The sequence below is a fragment of the Labedaea rhizosphaerae genome, from assembly GCF_004362825.1.
Classification (GTDB): domain Bacteria; phylum Actinomycetota; class Actinomycetes; order Mycobacteriales; family Pseudonocardiaceae; genus Labedaea; species Labedaea rhizosphaerae.
On sequence record NZ_SNXZ01000004.1, the window covers coordinates 669,652 to 685,657 of the forward strand.

General features: G+C 69.9%; 21 protein-coding genes. 11 read left to right on the forward strand and 10 right to left on the reverse strand.

Translation table 11 applies throughout. The annotated features are described in order from the left end of the window. Positions 1–10: 10 nt before the first annotated feature. Both EV186_RS26120 and EV186_RS26125 read left to right on the forward strand, forming a co-directional pair. On the forward strand, positions 11–856 hold the full coding sequence (locus EV186_RS26120) for a M23 family metallopeptidase (protein WP_166659342.1): 846 nt from the start codon (positions 11–13) through the stop codon (positions 854–856). Positions 857–945: 89 nt separating this feature from the next. Then, positions 946–1,560 carry a class I SAM-dependent methyltransferase gene (locus tag EV186_RS26125; protein ID WP_133852022.1) on the forward strand — a complete coding sequence of 205 codons (615 nt, stop codon included), beginning with the start codon at positions 946–948 and terminating at the stop codon, positions 1,558–1,560. Between the two features lie 6 nt (positions 1,561–1,566). Here the strand turns inward: EV186_RS26125 and EV186_RS26130 are convergent, their stop codons facing one another. Next, positions 1,567–1,812 carry a helix-turn-helix domain-containing protein gene (locus EV186_RS26130; protein WP_133852023.1) on the reverse strand — a complete coding sequence of 82 codons (246 nt, stop codon included), beginning with the start codon at positions 1,810–1,812 and terminating at the stop codon, positions 1,567–1,569. A 7-nt stretch (positions 1,813–1,819) separates the two neighbouring features. Beyond that, positions 1,820–2,098, reverse strand: coding sequence for a hypothetical protein (locus tag EV186_RS26135; RefSeq protein WP_133852024.1), 279 nt, complete (start codon positions 2,096–2,098; stop codon positions 1,820–1,822). Between the two features lie 131 nt (positions 2,099–2,229). Here EV186_RS26135 and EV186_RS26140 point away from each other — a divergent pair, with 131 nt between their 5' ends. From EV186_RS26140 to EV186_RS26165, 6 genes are all read left to right on the forward strand, one after another. Next, positions 2,230–3,042 (forward strand): helix-turn-helix domain-containing protein, encoded by an 813-nt coding sequence (locus tag EV186_RS26140; RefSeq protein WP_133852025.1) that lies wholly within the window; start codon positions 2,230–2,232, stop codon positions 3,040–3,042. A 2-nt stretch (positions 3,043–3,044) separates the two neighbouring features. Further along, positions 3,045–3,200 (forward strand): DUF397 domain-containing protein, encoded by a 156-nt coding sequence (locus tag EV186_RS26145; protein WP_133852026.1) that lies wholly within the window; start codon positions 3,045–3,047, stop codon positions 3,198–3,200. Positions 3,201–3,341: 141 nt separating this feature from the next. After that, complete coding sequence (locus EV186_RS26150; RefSeq protein ID WP_133852027.1) at positions 3,342–3,497, forward strand: DUF397 domain-containing protein; 156 nt, start codon at positions 3,342–3,344, stop codon at positions 3,495–3,497. Between the two features lie 69 nt (positions 3,498–3,566). Next, entirely contained in the window at positions 3,567–3,719 is a 153-nt protein-coding gene (locus tag EV186_RS26155; RefSeq protein ID WP_133852028.1) for a DUF397 domain-containing protein, read from the forward strand. Between the two features lie 211 nt (positions 3,720–3,930). Continuing rightward, positions 3,931–4,551: a DddA-like double-stranded DNA deaminase toxin gene (locus EV186_RS26160; protein ID WP_133852029.1), complete on the forward strand. Its 621-nt coding sequence runs from the start codon at positions 3,931–3,933 to the stop codon at positions 4,549–4,551. Between the two features lie 38 nt (positions 4,552–4,589). Further along, complete coding sequence (locus EV186_RS26165) at positions 4,590–5,105, forward strand: hypothetical protein (RefSeq protein ID WP_133852030.1); 516 nt, start codon at positions 4,590–4,592, stop codon at positions 5,103–5,105. A 21-nt stretch (positions 5,106–5,126) separates the two neighbouring features. Here the strand turns inward: EV186_RS26165 and EV186_RS26170 are convergent, their stop codons facing one another. After that, positions 5,127–8,222: an amidohydrolase family protein gene (locus tag EV186_RS26170; protein ID WP_243754273.1), complete on the reverse strand. Its 3,096-nt coding sequence runs from the start codon at positions 8,220–8,222 to the stop codon at positions 5,127–5,129. A 202-nt stretch (positions 8,223–8,424) separates the two neighbouring features. On the opposite strand from EV186_RS26170, the gene EV186_RS26175 reads away from it, so the two are divergent. Next, entirely contained in the window at positions 8,425–9,705 is a 1,281-nt protein-coding gene (locus tag EV186_RS26175) for a serine/threonine-protein kinase (RefSeq protein ID WP_133852032.1), read from the forward strand. Here the strand turns inward: EV186_RS26175 and EV186_RS26180 are convergent. After that, the gene (locus EV186_RS26180; RefSeq protein ID WP_133852033.1) at positions 9,694–10,095 is read right to left on the reverse strand and encodes a DUF1801 domain-containing protein; all 402 of its coding nucleotides are present in this window, start codon (positions 10,093–10,095) and stop codon (positions 9,694–9,696) included. The genes EV186_RS26175 and EV186_RS26180 overlap by 12 nt on opposite strands. Positions 10,096–10,174: 79 nt before the next feature. Next, positions 10,175–11,152, reverse strand: a complete 978-nt coding sequence (locus tag EV186_RS26185; protein WP_243754274.1) for a helix-turn-helix transcriptional regulator — start codon at positions 11,150–11,152, stop codon at positions 10,175–10,177. A gap of 75 nt (positions 11,153–11,227) precedes the next feature. Between EV186_RS26185 and EV186_RS26190 the strand changes: the two genes are divergently transcribed. After that, positions 11,228–11,515, forward strand: a complete 288-nt coding sequence (locus EV186_RS26190; protein WP_133852035.1) for a hypothetical protein — start codon at positions 11,228–11,230, stop codon at positions 11,513–11,515. Here EV186_RS26190 and pdxR read toward each other — a convergent pair. After that, complete coding sequence (pdxR, locus tag EV186_RS26195) at positions 11,493–12,935, reverse strand: MocR-like pyridoxine biosynthesis transcription factor PdxR (RefSeq protein ID WP_243754275.1); 1,443 nt, start codon at positions 12,933–12,935, stop codon at positions 11,493–11,495. The two genes, EV186_RS26190 and pdxR, sit on opposite strands and share 23 nt — an antisense overlap. A 28-nt stretch (positions 12,936–12,963) precedes the next feature. Between pdxR and EV186_RS26200 the strand changes: the two genes are divergently transcribed. Then, positions 12,964–13,563 carry a LysE family translocator gene (locus EV186_RS26200; RefSeq protein WP_133852036.1) on the forward strand — a complete coding sequence of 200 codons (600 nt, stop codon included), beginning with the start codon at positions 12,964–12,966 and terminating at the stop codon, positions 13,561–13,563. Here the strand turns inward: EV186_RS26200 and EV186_RS26205 are convergent. From EV186_RS26205 to EV186_RS26215, 4 genes are read right to left on the reverse strand one after another with little or no spacing between them, the layout of a single operon-like run. Next, positions 13,560–14,279 carry an EamA family transporter gene (locus EV186_RS26205; protein ID WP_243754276.1) on the reverse strand — a complete coding sequence of 240 codons (720 nt, stop codon included), beginning with the start codon at positions 14,277–14,279 and terminating at the stop codon, positions 13,560–13,562. The genes EV186_RS26200 and EV186_RS26205 overlap by 4 nt on opposite strands. Positions 14,280–14,324: 45 nt before the next feature. Further along, positions 14,325–14,552, reverse strand: coding sequence for a DMT family transporter (locus EV186_RS40180; protein WP_243754277.1), 228 nt, complete (start codon positions 14,550–14,552; stop codon positions 14,325–14,327). Between the two features lie 51 nt (positions 14,553–14,603). Beyond that, positions 14,604–15,269: a peroxiredoxin-like family protein gene (locus EV186_RS26210; RefSeq protein ID WP_133852037.1), complete on the reverse strand. Its 666-nt coding sequence runs from the start codon at positions 15,267–15,269 to the stop codon at positions 14,604–14,606. A gap of 45 nt (positions 15,270–15,314) precedes the next feature. Beyond that, positions 15,315–15,929 (reverse strand): TetR/AcrR family transcriptional regulator, encoded by a 615-nt coding sequence (locus EV186_RS26215; protein ID WP_133852038.1) that lies wholly within the window; start codon positions 15,927–15,929, stop codon positions 15,315–15,317. Positions 15,930–16,006 lie beyond the last annotated feature (77 nt).

Sequence of the window (16,006 nt, forward strand, 5' to 3'; positions counted from 1 at the left end):
TCACATGCGGATCAGCAGGATTCGGGCGTTGGTCTTGGCGGTGGCCGGGACACTGGGCGCCCTCGGCATCACCGTGGCCGCGAGCCCACCGGCCATGGCCGCACCGAACTTCCAGGTGCCGTTCAAATGCGGCACGACCGTCACGGCGGCCACGTTCAGCACGCACAGCCCGCAGCTCGCCGTGGACTTCCAGAAGTCCGGCATCACGGGCATGCCGGTGCTGGCCTCGGCGTCGGGAACCATCTCGCGGGTGGAGAACGAGGGCGACGTCAGCTACGGCCGGTGGATCGAGATCAACCACGGCAGCGGCTACACCACCCGCTACGCCCACCTGTCGGCGCAGGAGGTGTCGGTCGGCCAAAGCGTGAAGCTGGGCCAGGAGATCGGCAAGGCCGGCGCAACCGGCGGCGTCACCGGTCCGCACCTGCACTACGAGCAGCGGCTCAACGGCACCGTGCTCCACGCGGTCCTCAACGGTGTTGCCGTTCCTTACTACGCGCACACCACGTTCACCAGCAAGAACTCCTGCGGCGGCAACCCCTACACGCCCAACGAGGTGTGCGGGTCGGGCTACTCGGTGATCGACTCGCAGGGCGTGACCGGCGGCACGGTGTACCTGCTTTACAACTCCGCCAACGGGTACAACTGCGTCACCACCCTCAAGTCGGTCTCGCTGGGCACCGCCTCGCCGGTGTCGGCACACCTGCAGGTGCAGGGCGGCACGCTGGCGACCGACTCGGGCAACTTCGCCTACTACGCCGGTCCGGTGTCCCGGTCGGCCGGCGCGAAGTGCGTGCAGTGGGGCGGCTCGGTCGGCTCGTCCAGCTACACCAGTCCATACGAGCACTGCTCCTGACCACACAGCTGTAGTTTCGCCGGCCCCGGTCCACGCGGACCGGGGCCGGTCCTGTGCGCGGAGCAGTATGTTGACTGGCGGGAGGGCGCATGGACGGCGAGTGGGTGCGCGGGCAGTGGGACAAGTACGCCTCGCGGTACGACCGGGCGATGCGACCGGTCGAGCGCCTGCAGTTCGGCGGCGGCCGCGAGTGGGTGTGCACGCAGGCGACCGGCGACGTGCTGGAGGTCGCCGTCGGGACCGGGCTGAACCTGCCGCACTACCCCGCCGACGTGACGCTGACCGGCGTCGACCTCAGCCCGAGGATGCTGGAGCTGGCACGCAAACGCGCCGCCGAGCTCCAGCGGGAGATCACGCTGGTCGAAGGCGACGCCCAGGCCTTGCCCTTCCCGGACGCGAGCTTCGACACCGTCGTCTGCACGCTCGGGCTGTGCGGCTTCCCCGACGACCGCGCGGCGATCGCCGAGATGCACCGGATGCTGCGCCCGGGCGGGAAGTTGTTGCTGCTGGACCACATCGGCAGCCACCACCGGCTGATCCTGCTGGGCCAGCGGCTGTTGGAGAAGCTGTCGCTGCGGCAGCTGGGCGACTACCAGACCCGCCGGCCGCTGCCGCTGGTGCAGGCGGCGGGCTTCGTCGTGGAACGCACCGAACGGCTCAAGGCCGGCACGGTCGAACGCGTGGCCGCCCGCAAACCAGCCTGAGCCCCCTTATTGTGCTTGCCTCGTCGGCAATCGCAGCTCTTCCACGGCGTCGTCCGCGAGGATCTCGTCGACCGCGATGCCCAGTTCGCGGGCGATCCGGTACAGCTTGATCATCGAGGTCGGATCACTGCGGGCCTCGATGTTGCGCATCGACGCCTCATTGGTGAAGCCGACCCGGGCGGCGAGCTCGGCGGTGGTGAGGCCGCGCTCGTGACGCCGCCGGCGGATCCGTGCTCCGTTCGGTTTTGGCATCGTCGGCTCAGGCCGTCTTGTGGTTCTGCGGCTCCGCGGGCGGCTGTGGTTGCACGAAATCGATGGCCGCGCGGAGTTCTTCCAGCATCGTTTCGGTGAGAGCGGAAGCGGCCTCGGCGTGTTTGACGGCTTCCCGCAGGCGGGGGTCGTCACTGGCGGCCGCGATGGTCTTGAGCCCCGGGATGGCTCGCCGGCTGACGTGCCATTGGTTGGCGAAGGCGTCGATGCGAGCGGCCCACAGGATGCGGGACAACTCCGGCAACGGCGACAGTGCGTGTTCGGTCATGGGTCCTCCTGACGTCGGCGGTGGCTTCACGTTGTGGTACGACTTGTGCGCTCACCGTGACATTCCGTTGCCGCCAGATTAGGCTTTTGCCAGCAATCCCGCTTCGACTTGCCACCCATGAAAGGCGGAACATGCGGAGGGACCAACCCAGGGACCGGGAGCTGGGCGCGCGACTGAGAGCTGTTCGGGTCGAGCAGGCCAAGCTGTCGCTCGAAGCTGCGGCCAAGCTCATCGGCTGGTCCGCGGCCAAGTTGAGCCGCACCGAGAACGGCCGCCGGATGGTGACTACCGAAGACGTGGCCGTGGTCCTGACGACCTACAAAGTCCCTGCGGCACAACGAGAGCAGATGATCAGCGATGCGCAGATCGGCCAGCAGGACGGCTGGTGGTCTCGCACCATTCCGGGCATCTCGCCGGATCTGGGCACGCTCGCAGGTTATGAGCAGCAAGCCAAGGCGCTCACGGACTGCTCGCTGCTGGTCGTCCCCGGCTTGCTGCATACCTACGCCTACGCCATCGGGATGCTGCGCGCCGGTGGGCTGTCGGACACCGACGCTGAACTGAGGTGGATGGCGCGTCTCCGTAGGCAACAAGTCCTACCCGGTGTGGAGTACCGGGCGTTCATCGGAGAAGCCGCGCTGCACACACCGTTCGGTGGCGCCGAGGCGCTTGCGGAGCAGTTGAGAGCTCTGGTGTCTGGCTACGACCGAGGCCTGTCCATTCGCCTCATTCCCGAGCACATACCCATGCATGGCTTGCTGCACTCGTGGCTGCTGATCGAGTCACCGATCTCGGCGCCCGTGCTCAACGTCGAGCTCATCGGCTCCGCGGTGTTCGTGTTCGATGTTGAGCCGTACCTGCAACTTCTGGATATGGTTGACGACTGTGCTCTTTCCACCTCTGCAAGCCGCGATAAGATCGTGGCGACCATGCAAGGGAGTTGATCATGGAGTGGCGCAAGTCCAGTTTCACTGGTAACACGGGCAACTGTGTCGAAGTGCGGCAGGATCACAAGAGCGTTCGAGACAGCAAGAACCCGACGGTAGAGCTGCCGATCGGCCGCACCGCATGGCAGGCGTTCGTACGAACCGCCGCACGCTGACAGCGGAGCACAGAAGGGGCCGTAGCCGGATCTGGCTGCGGCCCCTCTGCATGCCCAGACCGGCGTTCAGTCGCCGCATCTTGCCGGACGCTTGGTTCCTGGCGACACTGAACAACTGGGCACCCAACCGTAGGAGTCGATATGGAGTGGCGTAAGTCCAGTTTCACGGGCAACGCGGGCAACTGCGTCGAAGTGCGGCAGGACCACAACAGCGTTCGGGACAGCAAGAACCCCACGGTAGAGCTGCCAGTCGGCCGCACCGCATGGCAAGCGTTCGTGCGAACCGCCGCCCGCTGACCGCGAAGAGCAGAAGGGCCACAGCTGATGATGGCTGCGCCCCTCGTACGTCTCGCAAGGGAGTCGATCATGGAGTGGCGCAAGTCCAGCTTCACTGAAACGGGCAACTGTGTCGAGGTGCGGCAGGATCACCAGAGCGTCCGGGACAGCAAGAACCCCACGGTGGAGCTGCCGATCGGCCGCACCGCATGGCAAGCGTTCGTGCGGACCACCGCACGCTGACAGCGAAGAGTCGCGGGGCCGTAGCCGAGCTGGCTACGGCCCCTCTGCATGCTCAGAGCGTAGAAGGGGTTGGTCTTCTCCCAAGTTGGGGCGGAACCCGCCACTGTTCGGGTGACTAACGGTGAACAGGCTTGCGTCAGCCGGTGACGGCTCAGCACGCTGAGACTGGTGCGTTGCGCTGGGCATCGCGTTCGTGTCAGGGGAGTCCGCGATGGCGCTGAGACCGGCCAGCAAGACGGTGTCGTCGTTGACCGGTGTCCTGGTTCTCGCAGCCGTGCTGTGGTTGTTGCTGAACTTTGTGTACGCGCCGAGTTGCGGTCGCTTCTCTTGCAGCTACGAACCAGCGTGGATCCCGATAGCCCATGCGGATTCGGGCGGCTGCCCGGATGCGCTCTCGGAGGCGATGGTCGACGCGTCCTGGGCGGCTGATCGTCTGGACGGCATCGCCAAGAAGAAGGTGACGGCCGGGCTGTTCTACGACCCCGACGGCATGCTGCACGAGTTCGACAGTTCGCAGAACGAGGACTCACGGCGAGCGTGGGAGGTGGGCCGAGACGCTGGCGTGTTCGATCCTCGGGGTCCGTCCTTCTTGGTTGATCACGTAGAGGTGAAGGTCGCCGCAGCCATGCGGGACAGTGGCACCATGACAGGAGTATTGGTGATCAACAAAACCGACGGTCCGTGTGGACGCAACCGCGATGGGACGATCGACCAAGGCTCTTGCCTGTCCGTGGTGCCTCAACTGCTTCCCGTGGGTGCCAAACTTGTGGTGTGGTGGCCTGGCAAGGATGGGTCGCCGGTCAGTACGACATTCGTTGGAGGGCAGTCGTGACCGCGGGAACGGACGACCAGGTGCGCCGATCAGACCTGGTGCACTCGGCCGACTACCCCATGGTGGTAACGGGAAAGTATGCCGTTGGCGATTCCGCGTTCACCGCGCACATCGCAGACGAGGATGGTCTCGCGGCTTTCCTGACTGGCATCACGCGTTCACCCGTAGCGACCTCCGCGGTGCGCATGTTCCTTACGCCGCAGGGCTACCGTCCAGTGAAACCGCTGCCGATCGAGCTGCCACCGTCCGCGCTGTACTTCGACGTCGACCAAGGACACCAGGTCGCGGCTGCCGGATTGCTCGTGGCTACTGTGGACGGTAAGAGCCGTCAGTGGCGCACTTCGGGCGATGCGTGGATCGACGGAGTCGCACTGGCCCAGGACCCGCACAACCCGGACTTCACCTCGTTCCCTCCGGAATCGTTCATCACGGTCGACCAGTTGCGGGACGCGGTGTTCGCGTGGGCGTTCGGTGACGTCATGCCGGCTCCGGCCGCGATCTGGCGGCCGGCGTCAGCATGGGACGTGCGGTGGCCGGTGGGGTCCGGCCTCTGACACGGCTCGGGTGCATTCGACCTACCGCTCCGCGCAACAAGACCGCTTGGACTCCGCCAGGTAGTGCGGATCGTGCCACCAGAACCCAGCATTCGCCGGATGCACCGGGGCGGGGGCGACCTCGTTCGGCGCCACCATTGGCTTGGCCGCGGCGAACGGCGCCACCAGATCGTCCACTGTGTACGCCAGGCCGTTCACGAGCACCGAGCGCACGTTGGCCGCCTCGCGGATGTCGTCGAGCGGGTTGCCGCCGAGCACGGTGAGGTCGGCGTAGTGACCGGGCGCGATCCGGCCCAGCGGCTCGCCCAGGAACTCACCGGACGTGCTGGTCGCCGTGCGGAGCGCCTCCACCGGAGTGAATCCGTAGGTGACCATCGCCCGCAGGTTCATGTGGGTGCTCACGGCCGTGTGGTCGATCGGCGAGTCGGTGCCGGTCACCACCGTCCCACCACCACGCACGATCGCCAGGGCTTGCTCGACCTGGCGGCGCAGGTTGGCGAGGTTGACCGTCTGGTCGGTGGTCTGCGCGGTGGTGGCCGCGGTCTGCAGGCTCGTGTACTCCCACGACGGGTAGAGGGTGCGGACCCGCGGGTCGGTCACCAGGCTCTGGTCGTCGCGGAACAACGCCGCCGAGCCGAAGAACGTCGGTGTGCGGGATGCATTGGCGGCGTTGAAGATGTCGATCACGTCGGCGTAGCCGGTGCCGAGCGTCGTGACCGTGCGGGAGAAGCCGAAGCGGTTGGTCGCGCCGATGTGCTCCATGCCGTCGCCGCCGAACGCGAACGCCGGGTAGTGGTAGTGCGACGTCGCCGGGATGCCGTGCCGGTGCGCCCACTCGATCACCTCCTGCTGGCGCTCGGTGGACAGCCGCACGTAGCACTTCATCAGGTCGTAGTCGAGCGCGGCGGCCCGCTCGAGTTCCAGCCGGACCTGGCTCTCGTCGAACGTCGGACGCATGAAGTTGTAGAAGATCCGCCCGCCGTCCACGGCCTCGCCGGTCGCGAAGTACCGCGGCGCGATCCGCGCGCCGGACTGGACCGACTCGCGGTCCTCGACCATGTGGTACGCCGGGCTGCCCGGTGAGCGCGTGGTCGTGATGCCCAGCGCGAGCCACAGCCGGCCTTGCCGGTCGCCGTAGCCGTAACCCTGCATCTCCCGGTGGTTGTGCATGTCGATCAGGCCGGGGATGACCACGCCGTCGTGCGCGTCCACGTGCCGCGCGCTGGTGTCGGCTTCACGGTGCGCCCGCACCGCGGTGATCCGGTGACCCTCGACCACGATGTCCACATTGGACCGAAGGGTGTCGCTGACGCCGTCCCACATCCGCCCGGCGTGCACGACGACCCGCTCGGGTCCGCGCACGTTGGCCCAGCGCAGCCCGACCGGCACCGTGCGCGGGTGACCGCCACCGGCGCTGACGAGGCGCAACCGGCCGTTGTTCAAGTACAGCAACGACTTCGAGTCGCCGCTCCAGCTCGGCGCGTCGGTCACCTCGTCGGTGATCTTGCGCGGTTCCCCGGCGAACGTGCCGTCCGGGTGCACGTCGGCGACCCACAGCACGCTGGCCACCACGAACGCCATCTTCGTGCCGTCCGGCGACCACACCGGCCCGTCGTCACCGCGGGTCTGCAGCGAGCGGTGCGGCATCGGGTCGACGTAGCGACCCGCGCCGGAGGCCACGTCCACCAGCAGGATCTTGCTCAGGCCCTCGCGGTAGCGCGCCGAGTACGGCTTGATGGCGGCGAGCGCGACCGTGCGGCCGTCGGCCGACCACGTCGGGCGGCCGGGCTCGAACGTGGCCCCATAGATCTGCTTCACCGTGCCGTCGGCGACGCTCACCGTGTGCAGCGCGCCGGTCTGGTCGAGGAACGCGATCGTGCTGCCGTCGCGCGACCAGGAGCCGGACACCGCCGCGGCGTTCGGCAGATTGGTGAGCTGGCGGTCTTCGCCGGTGCGCAGGTCGCGGAGCCAGATGTCCAGCTTGCCGCCGCGATCGGTGGAGTAGGACAGGGAGTTCCCGTCCGGCGACCAGGCCGGATCGGACTTCCACCAGTGGTCGCGGGTCAGCGGGCGCGGCGGCTCGCCGACGCGCATCGTGTAGATGTCGTTGAGCGCACGGAACGCCACCGACCGGCCGTCCGGGGAGAGCACGGGGCTCGCAATCCCGACCACCGGTTGTGGCTTGAGCGAGTCGAAGTCGCGGCGGCGCTTGCGGTAGTCGGGGCGCTGCACGGTGATCTCGGCCTCGAACGGGATGTTCGTGGCCGCGCCGCCGTTCAGGGCACGCCGGCGGATCGCGCCGTCTGCGGTGTAGACGTAGTCACCGCCGTGGAACGAGGCCCGGAACGGGAAGACCTCCTCGCCGGCGACGAGCGCCGTGGTGCCGCGCATCAGCTGGGCTTTGCCGTTGGCGATCAGGCAGTACAGCAGGTCGGCGCCGTCCGGGGTCCACTCCGGGTTGTGGATGACCTGGCCGGCCGGGACGGTGACCGCGGTGGTGCGGGCGCCGTCCGCGAGGGTGACGACGTCGATCTTGGTGTTGTCGACGACGAACGCGAGCTTGCGGCCGTCCGGTGACCACGCGGGCTCGTACTCCTCGGCGGTCGTGTCGGCGACGGTGGTGATCTTGCCGGTGGCGAGGTCGAGGGTGTGGATGCCGTAGCTGCCGCCGAGGTCGGAGGAGAAGGCGAGCTTCGTGCCGTCCGGCGAGTAGCGCGGCTCGCGGTGGTCGAACGGGCCTTCGGTCAACTGGTGCAGCCCGGAGCCGTCGGGGCGGATCGTCCAGAGGTTGAACGCGCCGTCGCGGTAGGACTGGAAGACCAGCGCCGAGCCGTCCGGCGCCCAGTCGGGCTGCGTGAGGTCGAACAGGTCGCTGGTCAGCCGCTTGGCCTTGCCGCCGGTCGCGGGCATGACCCACAGCACGCCGACCAGGTCGAACGCGATGTGCTTGCCGTCCGGCGAGATCCGCGCGGCGATGTCGGTGCCCTGGCGCAGACGCACCCGCCGCCCCGGCTTCCGCTCCTCGGCGGTCGCCGCCTCGGCGACGCCGGGCAGGGCCTGGCTGAGCGCGGCGGCCCCGGCCACCCCGGTGAGGAATCCACGTCGGTTCAGCTTCACGGCCCACGCCCCCATTGCGTCGACGATTCACCCGATAGTGGCGACCCTAGCCCCGTTCGGCCGTGTTGGCGCCAGTCGAATTCGTTGTCGATCTACGCAGGAGCCGAGCGCGCGTCTTCCCGACTGTCCACTATGGACTTTTCCAGGTCAGCGCGCCGCCTCGGTACCCTCGTCCGACCGAACGGACGTGGGAAGGGGCCCGATGGAGCCGCTGCGCGAGCGTGATCCGCGCCAAGTGGGGACCTACCGGCTCGAGGGGCGCCTGGGTGGCGGCGGGATGGGCACCGTCTTCCACGGCCGGTCCCGCAGCGGGCGCCCGGTCGCGGTCAAGCTCCTGCACGCCGAGCTCGCCGACGACCCGGGGTTCCGGCGCCGGTTCGCCACCGAGGTCGAGGCCGCGCGCCGGGTCGGTGGGTTCTACACCGCGCAGGTGGTGGATGCCGACCCCGCGGCCGACCCGCCGTGGCTGGTGACGGCTTTCGTGCCCGGTCCGTCGCTGCAGCTGGCCGTCGAGGCACGGGGGCCGTTGCCGCCCGAGTCGATCGCCGGGTTCGGGGCGGGGCTGGCCGAAGGGCTGGCCGCGATCCACGCCAGCGGTCTAGTGCACCGCGATCTCAAGCCCTCCAACGTGATCCTCGCCGACGACGGTCCCCGTGTGATCGACTTCGGTATCGCCCGTGCGCTGGACGCGACCTCGCAGACGCTGTCGCAGGTCGTGATCGGCACACCGTCGTACATGTCGCCCGAGCAGGCGCGTGGCGACGACATCGGCCCGGCGAGCGACGTGTTCTCCCTCGGGCTCCTGCTGGTGTTCGCCGCGACCGGGCGCAACCCGTTCGGCCGCGGCGTCGGCCACGCGATGGTCTACCGGATCGTCCACGACGAACCCGACCTGACCGGCGTGCCCGCCCACCTCATGGACCTCGTCAAGCGTTGCCTGGCCAAGGATCCGGCCCAGCGCCCGACCGTGGCCGACCTCCTCGACGAGCTCACCAGCGCGCGGCCGGTCATCCCCTCGCCACCGGTCAAGACGACGGTCGACGACCCGGTCACCCGCCCGCTGCAGGCGCCGCCCCCGCACGGCACGGCCATCGCCGCGATCGCGTTCGCGCTGCTGTGCGTGCCGGGCCTGGTGGCGCTCGTCGTGCAGGCCTCCGGCGTGGTCCACGAGCGCGGCGCGCCGACGGCAGTGCTGTGGACCAACGTGCTTCTGGCCGTGGTCGAGGCCGTCCTGCTCGCGATCGGCGCGGTGCTGCTCTTCCAGCGGAAGAAGGCAGGCCGGCGGCTGATCGTCGGGACCGCGATCGTCGTCGGGCTGCAGTGCCTGAGCGTGAGTCTGCAAGCGGCGCTGACCGGAGCACACATCACGACGGCGAGCCCGTTCTGGGCCTTCGTGTACGTCTTCGCCCCGCTCACGGCCGCCGCGGCGGGCATGGCGGTGATCCTGGCGCTGCACCCGGCGACGAACCGGCTAGTGCGCTGAGTCCTTCTTCAGCTTGCGCCACCCGCCCGCGCGGTTGTTGGCGATGATCTGGCGCAGCATCGCGACCAGCGCCGGCCCGTTGATCTGCTCGTCCGGGCGGTAGGCGACGGTCCGCGCGGTCTTGTTGTCGTGGCCCGCGGTGATGAGGCCGTCGGGGTCCGGCACGATCGCGCCGTCGTAGAGGAAGACGTTCACGTGGTCCTTGGCCGCCAGCAGCGCGCACACGTTGCCCTGCAGGACGAAGTACGGGCGGTTGGTGCGCTTGATCGTCTCCTCGATCTCCGGGTCGGCCTCGTGGACGAGGTCGCGCACCTCGCGGCAGATCCGCTGCTGCCAGTCGGTGAGCCCGTCGATGTAGTCGTCGACGCGCGGGTCGGTCCGGTAGTTCATCCTGTCCTCCACGTCCAGCGGGTTCGGTCCGGACGTCGAGGCCGCCCGTCGGGTTTCGACACGTCCGAGAAGAAAGTTTTCAGGTGCCGAGGGCGCGGGCCAGCAGCGCTCGGCGGGTGCGCACCGACGTCTTCGCGAAGACCGACTTCAGGTGGTCCTGCACGGTGTGTTCGGACAGGTGCATGGTCCGGGCCAGCTCCCGGGTGTCCGCCCCCACGGCCAGCCGTTCGAGCAAATCGGTCTCGCGGGCGGTGAAGCCGAAGGCGCGGGCGAAGATCCCGACCCGTTCGCCCGGCGACGCCTGCTCGATGGACACCGCGATGGTGTCCTGGTCGATCCGCCCGGCCCGCACGGCCAGCCACACCCCGTCGGCCAGGTGCACCCGGCCCATCGGCGGGTGCCGGTCGACACCGGCCTCGTTGGCGAGCAGTTGAGCAGCCACGTTGTAGGCACTGGCCGGGATCGGCGCGGCCCCTTCCGGTGGCGGCACGAGCGTGCGCAGGTACGCCGCCGTGGCCGCGGTCTGCCCGACCACGTGGAGTTCGGCGTTCAGCAGGAGCACCACAGGATCGACGCGCCGGGCCGGCGCGGCCGAGCCGAAGGTGGCGGCCTGGCACCGGCGCAACGCTCGGGTGACCGGTGCCGAAATCGACGCCACCGACTCGACGTCGGCAGCCGCGAACGTCCCACCACGACGCCAGAGGTCGAGGAAGGCCCAGCAGCCGAACTGGTCGCGGAAGCACGCCGACAACACGTCGCTCACCCCGTACCTGGACAGCAGGTCGCGCCACGGCGATGGGCCGGTCAAGGTGGCGGGCGGGCCCAACCCGGTCCACCGGTTGACCGTGCTCTGGTACTTGGCCCGGATCACCTTCGGGATGTCCGAGGGCACCGGGAGCTCGGCCAAGGGCTGCACGCCGACCTCGGTCTCCGGATCGGTCAGCACGAAGGCGTAGGCGTCGAAGCCGACCACACGGCGCAGCGCGTCGAGTACGTCGCGGCGCAGCGCCGTGGCCTCGGTCGCCGCCGCGCAGAGGCGCTCGACGCGATCCCGCACGCGCAGCAGCATAAGCCGGAAAACCCCAGGTATCTGGGATGGAGCCGGGCCCGGCCGGTCCTTAGCGTGGTCCTCATGGCGACCTTGCACATCGAGCACCCGATCACCGACTACCCCACCTGGCGCGCAGCCTTCGACGGCTTCGCCGAGGCCCGCCGCGGCGCCGGGGTCCGAGCCGACCGCGTGCAGCACCCGGTCGAGGACCCGAACTACATCGTCGTGGACCTCGACTTCGACACCGCCGAGCAGGCCACGGCCTTCCTGCGGTTCCTGACGGCCAAGGTCTGGTCGACGCCGGGCAACTCCCCCGCGCTGGCCGGCGCCCCGCAGACCAGGATCCTCATCCCAGCAACCGGCCGATGACGGCGACCCCCGCGCTGATCGTGTCCGGGCTCGCGGTCGCGTAGCCGAGCACGAGCCCGGGCGGCCCGGGGCGCTGGCGGTGCCAGGACAGCGGGTGGACCTTGACGCCCGCGTCGAGGCAGCGCCGCGCGAGGTCGGTGTCCGCGAACTCCCGGTCGAACGTGATCGTGAGGTGCAAACCCGCTGCGGCGCCGTGGATCCGGGCCGACGGCAGGTGCTCACGGACCGCCGCGATCATGCGGTCGCGGCGGGTCCGATGGCGGGCGCGGGTCAGCCGCAGGTGCCGCTCGAGGTCGCCGTTGTCGATCAACTGGGCGAGCACGAGCTGCGGCAGGGTAGCGTTGCCGAGATCGGTGTCCCGCTTCACGGCGACCAGCCGCGCACGCAGCCGCGGCGGCGCGACCACCCAGCCGATGCGCAACGCGGGCGCGAGCAGTTTCGAGACGCTTCCCGTGTAGCACACCAGATCCGGCGCGGTGGCGGCCAGCGCCGCGGTGGGGTGGCGGTCGTAGCGGTGCTCCGCGTCGTAGTCGTCCTCGACGATCAGGCCGCCGCGTTCGGCCCACGCGACGAGCGCGGCACGACGGGCTCCGGCGAGCACGACGCCGGTCGGGAACTGGTGGGCCGGGGTCACCAAAACCGTTGGGGCACCGGAGTTCTCCAGCTCGTCCACACGCAGGCCGTCCTCGTCGACGCCGATGGGCACGGTGTGCATCCCCCACGACTGCAACTGGTTTCGTGCGCCGAACGAGCCGGGGTCCTCGGTGCCGATCACGTCCTGGCCGTCGGCGCGGAGCAACACCGTCAGCAGGCTGAACGCCTGGGCCACCCCGGCGACCACCACGATGTCGTCCGGCGCGGCCCGCACTCCCCTGGTCCGGGCGATCCACCGGCTGATCGACGCCCGCAGCTCCGGCGTGCCGCGCGGGTCCGCGTAACCCAGCGACGCCGACGGGGTGTCGGCGAGGACCGAGCGCTCGGCCCGCAGCCAGGCCGCCCGCGGGAACGCGCTCAGGTCGGGCAGGCCGGGGGCGAGGTCGGCGTTCGCGGGCGCGGCGCGCAGGGCGTCGAACAGCGCCGTCGAGCGCGGCTCCAGGTTGACCGGCGCCGGTTTGCCGACGGGCACCGGGGTGGGGACCACTCCCGCGACGACCGTGCCGTTGCGGCCGTGACCGGCCAGCAGGCCCTCCTCGGTGAGCCGCTGGTAGGCCTCGACGACCACGCCACGGGACACGCCGAGTTCGTCGGCCAGCACGCGGCTGGCCGGCAGGCGTTCGCCGGTGGCCACCGCGTTCCTGGCGATCGCGTCGCGCAGGACGCGGGTCAGCCAGTCCGTGCGTCCCGCTGCCGGTGGTCGGTCGAGCGGCAGGAACTCCGACGTTTTGGTCCTAGCTGATGGCCCTTCTTTGGTCCTGTCCACGAGACCATTGTGGCGCGACAGTGGAGCCATGAGCATCGAGTTCTGGCTGACCGCGTTGATCGTGTCCATCACGCCGGGGACCGGGGTCGTGCTGACCGTGGCCGCCGGGCTCACCCACGGCTCGCGGGCCGGGGTGATCACGGCCGTGGGCTGCACGCTCGGCGTCGTGCCGCACATGCTGGCCGCGGTGACGGGCATCGCGTTGTTGCTGAGCGCGAGCCCGGTCGCGTTCGCGGCGTTGAAGTGGGCGGGCGTCGGCTACCTGCTGTACATGGCGATCTCGATGCTGCGTGCCGGGCGCGTGAGCATCGACGAGTCGGCGGCGCCCTCGGCGCGCCGCGCGATCGTCAAGGCGGTGCTCGCCAACCTGCTCAACCCGAAGCTGACGATCTTCTTCTTCGCGTTCCTGCCGCAGTTCGTGAACGCGCACGACCCCGGGGCGGGCCGGGCGATGCTGGTGCTGGGCCTGCTGTTCATGGTCGTGACGTTCGTGGTGTTCGCGGGGTATGCCGTGGCCGCGGCCGCCGTGCGCGACAAGGTGATCTCCCGGCCGCGGGTCCTGACGGCGCTGCAGCGGGTGTTCGCGGTGTCGTTCGTGGCGCTGGGGGCGCGGCTCGCGCTGGCCTAGCGCGCCACCTGGACCAGCACCGCGCCGGCCAGCAGGGTCGCCGCCCCGGCGAGCTGGACCGGGCCGAGCGACTGGCCGAGCAGCAGCCACGCCAGCCCGGCGGCGACCAGCGGTTCGACCAGCGCCAGCACGCTGGCCCGGGTCGACGTCAGCGCACGCAAAGCGTGCAGCCCCACCAGGTACGGCACGGCGGTGCCGAACACGGCGAGGACCAGGACCGCCAGCCACGCCGGGAACTGGAGCCCGCCGAGCACCGCCGGCGGGCCCTGGAGTGTCCACACCGGACTGACGGCGAAGACCACGACCGCGCCGATCGCGAGACCGGCGGCGGTCACGCCGAACGAGTCGTGCCTGCCCGCGCTGTGCTCACCGAGCAGGAAGTACCCGGCCGAGCAGACCGCCGAGGCCAGCCCCGCGGCGACGCCGAGCAGGTCCAGCCGGTCGACGTGCCAGAGCTCGGCGACCAGCGCGAGCCCGGCGAGGGCCAGCCCGATGCCGACCCACACCAGCCCCGGCAGCCGCGTACGCCGCACCACCCGCACCCAGAGGGCCACGAGCACCGGCGCGGCGTTGACCAACACCATCGCGACACCGACCGGAACCCGGGACACCGCAACGAAGAAGAGCAGTTGCACGCCCGCGACACCGAGCACGCCGTAGCCGAGCAGCAGCCACAGGTCGCCACGCCCGAACACCAGGGCCCGCGGCCGCAGCACCGCGATCACCTCCCCCGCATCGCGACCGTCGACCTGGACCTCGGATCACCGGTGCGCCCGCCGACAGCCCCGCGAGCGCCTTGGTGGCGAACGCGAAGTCGGCACCAGCACCAGCGCCGCGATCGCGATCCGCGCCGACGTGACCGCCCCGGGCGACCACCCCGCCGTCATCACCGCCTTGGCCACCGGCCCGGACCCAGCGAACAGCACCCACGACATCAGGCTGAGCCCCGTCGCGGTCCCTTTCGTGGTCCGGGCTTCCACCACCCCCATGCGGGCAGTGTGCCTACGCCCGCACGGGGTCCGACAACTGGTTTTGCCTCCTCAGGACCGGAAAGCGGCGTCGTAGGCGGCCAGGATCTCGGCCGGTTCACTCCGGGTGGCGTAGTCGGGGTGGACGTCGATCCAGCGGATCGTGCCCGCGCCGTCGACGATCACCGTGGTGGGCATGGGGATCACGGTGGTGCCGTCGGCGTTGGTGGCGGCCACGTCCAGACCCAGGACGGCCTGGGCCGCTTTGGCGTCCGAGGTGGGCTCGGTCAGCACGCCCAGCTTGCCGGCGACCGCGTTGCCCGGGTCGGACAGCACGGTGAACGTCAGGTCGTTGGTCTCCCGCATGCTCAGCGAGCCGTCCGGTTTCTGCGGGCTGATCGCGACCAGCACGCCACCACGCGCGGTCAGCGGCTCGACCAGTTCGGTCTGGTAGGTCCGCAGGGCCAGGTTGCAGTACGGGCACCAGGAGCCGCGGTAGAACACCACGACGGCCGGACGGCCCGCGAGGGCGGCACGCAAGGTGGTCGGGTTGCCGTGGACGTCCAGCACGTCGGCGTCCGGCAGGTCCGTGCCCGGCGTGGCCACCCCGGACGGGATGCCCGCGGCGGCGAACTCGGCGCGTTCCGCGCCGAAGGCGGCGAGAACCTCGGCCGGGAGCTGCCCGGCCATGGTCTCCTGGAGGACGGTGGACTGGTCGGCGATCGGGGTTTCGGTCATGACGCCCACAGTTGCCCTTGAGAAATGGCATCGCAATGCCAGTTCTCAGCTGACCGTGTGCAGCTCCACGAACGCGAGCGCCGAATCGAGCGCCACCTCCAGCGGCTTGGCCTCGCGGTTGAGCTGGGCCAGCAGCAACCCGCCCTGCAACGAGGCGAGCAACGTCACCGCCAACGCCTCCGGGTCGGCGTCGGGCCGCAGGGTTCCGTTGGCGTGCATGGCCACCAGCCCCGAACGCAGCCCCGCCGACCAGCGCGCGAAGCTGTGGGCGAGCTGCAGCCGCGCGGCCTCGTCGTGCTCGGCGAGCTGGTGGGTCAGCGCGGCGATCGGGCAGCCGCCGCGGTAGTCCAGCTCGCGCACCCGCCCGACCACGAAATCACGCCACTCGCGCAGGCCGGCCATGGTATCGAGGCGGATGAAGAGCTGTTCCTGCGGCTCGATGACGGCGTTGGTCTGGTACTCGATCACCGCGCGCACCAGCGCGGTCTTGTCCGCGAAGTAGTGGTAGATCTGAGAATTGCTCACCCCGGCCCGCAGCCGCACGTCCTCGACGGTGGTGGCCGCCACCCCGCTGTCGAACATCAGCTGCGCGGCCGCCGCGACGATGCGCCGCCTGGTCTCCTGGCCCTTGGCCGTGAGCGTGCCCGGTTTGATTGGCATGCCACCCACTGTACGAGCTCTGGCATGGACGGTTCAGAGCTCGTACCGCCTCTGTCATCCGATCGACTGGCACCGGC

What these genes read in the sequence shown, in the direction of transcription:
- EV186_RS26160 (WP_133852029.1), top strand. Translation starts at nt 3,931, where the DNA reads ATGGCGCTGAGACCGGCCAGCAAGACGGTGTCGTCGTTGACCGGTGTC.
- EV186_RS26155 (WP_133852028.1), top strand. Translation starts at nt 3,567, where the DNA reads ATGGAGTGGCGCAAGTCCAGCTTCACTGAAACGGGCAACTGTGTCGAG.
- EV186_RS26150 (WP_133852027.1), top strand. Translation starts at nt 3,342, where the DNA reads ATGGAGTGGCGTAAGTCCAGTTTCACGGGCAACGCGGGCAACTGCGTC.
- EV186_RS26140 (WP_133852025.1), top strand. Translation starts at nt 2,230, where the DNA reads ATGCGGAGGGACCAACCCAGGGACCGGGAGCTGGGCGCGCGACTGAGA.
- EV186_RS26145 (WP_133852026.1), top strand. Translation starts at nt 3,045, where the DNA reads ATGGAGTGGCGCAAGTCCAGTTTCACTGGTAACACGGGCAACTGTGTC.
- EV186_RS26200 (WP_133852036.1), top strand. Translation starts at nt 12,964, where the DNA reads ATGAGCATCGAGTTCTGGCTGACCGCGTTGATCGTGTCCATCACGCCG.
- EV186_RS26175 (WP_133852032.1), top strand. Translation starts at nt 8,425, where the DNA reads ATGGAGCCGCTGCGCGAGCGTGATCCGCGCCAAGTGGGGACCTACCGG.
- EV186_RS26125 (WP_133852022.1), top strand. Translation starts at nt 946, where the DNA reads ATGGACGGCGAGTGGGTGCGCGGGCAGTGGGACAAGTACGCCTCGCGG.
- EV186_RS26190 (WP_133852035.1), top strand. Translation starts at nt 11,228, where the DNA reads ATGGCGACCTTGCACATCGAGCACCCGATCACCGACTACCCCACCTGG.
- EV186_RS26130 (WP_133852023.1), bottom strand. Translation starts at nt 1,812, where the DNA reads ATGCCAAAACCGAACGGAGCACGGATCCGCCGGCGGCGTCACGAGCGC.
- EV186_RS40180 (WP_243754277.1), bottom strand. Translation starts at nt 14,552, where the DNA reads ATGGGGGTGGTGGAAGCCCGGACCACGAAAGGGACCGCGACGGGGCTC.
- EV186_RS26135 (WP_133852024.1), bottom strand. Translation starts at nt 2,098, where the DNA reads ATGACCGAACACGCACTGTCGCCGTTGCCGGAGTTGTCCCGCATCCTG.
- EV186_RS26215 (WP_133852038.1), bottom strand. Translation starts at nt 15,929, where the DNA reads ATGCCAATCAAACCGGGCACGCTCACGGCCAAGGGCCAGGAGACCAGG.
- EV186_RS26180 (WP_133852033.1), bottom strand. Translation starts at nt 10,095, where the DNA reads ATGAACTACCGGACCGACCCGCGCGTCGACGACTACATCGACGGGCTC.
- EV186_RS26210 (WP_133852037.1), bottom strand. Translation starts at nt 15,269, where the DNA reads ATGACCGAAACCCCGATCGCCGACCAGTCCACCGTCCTCCAGGAGACC.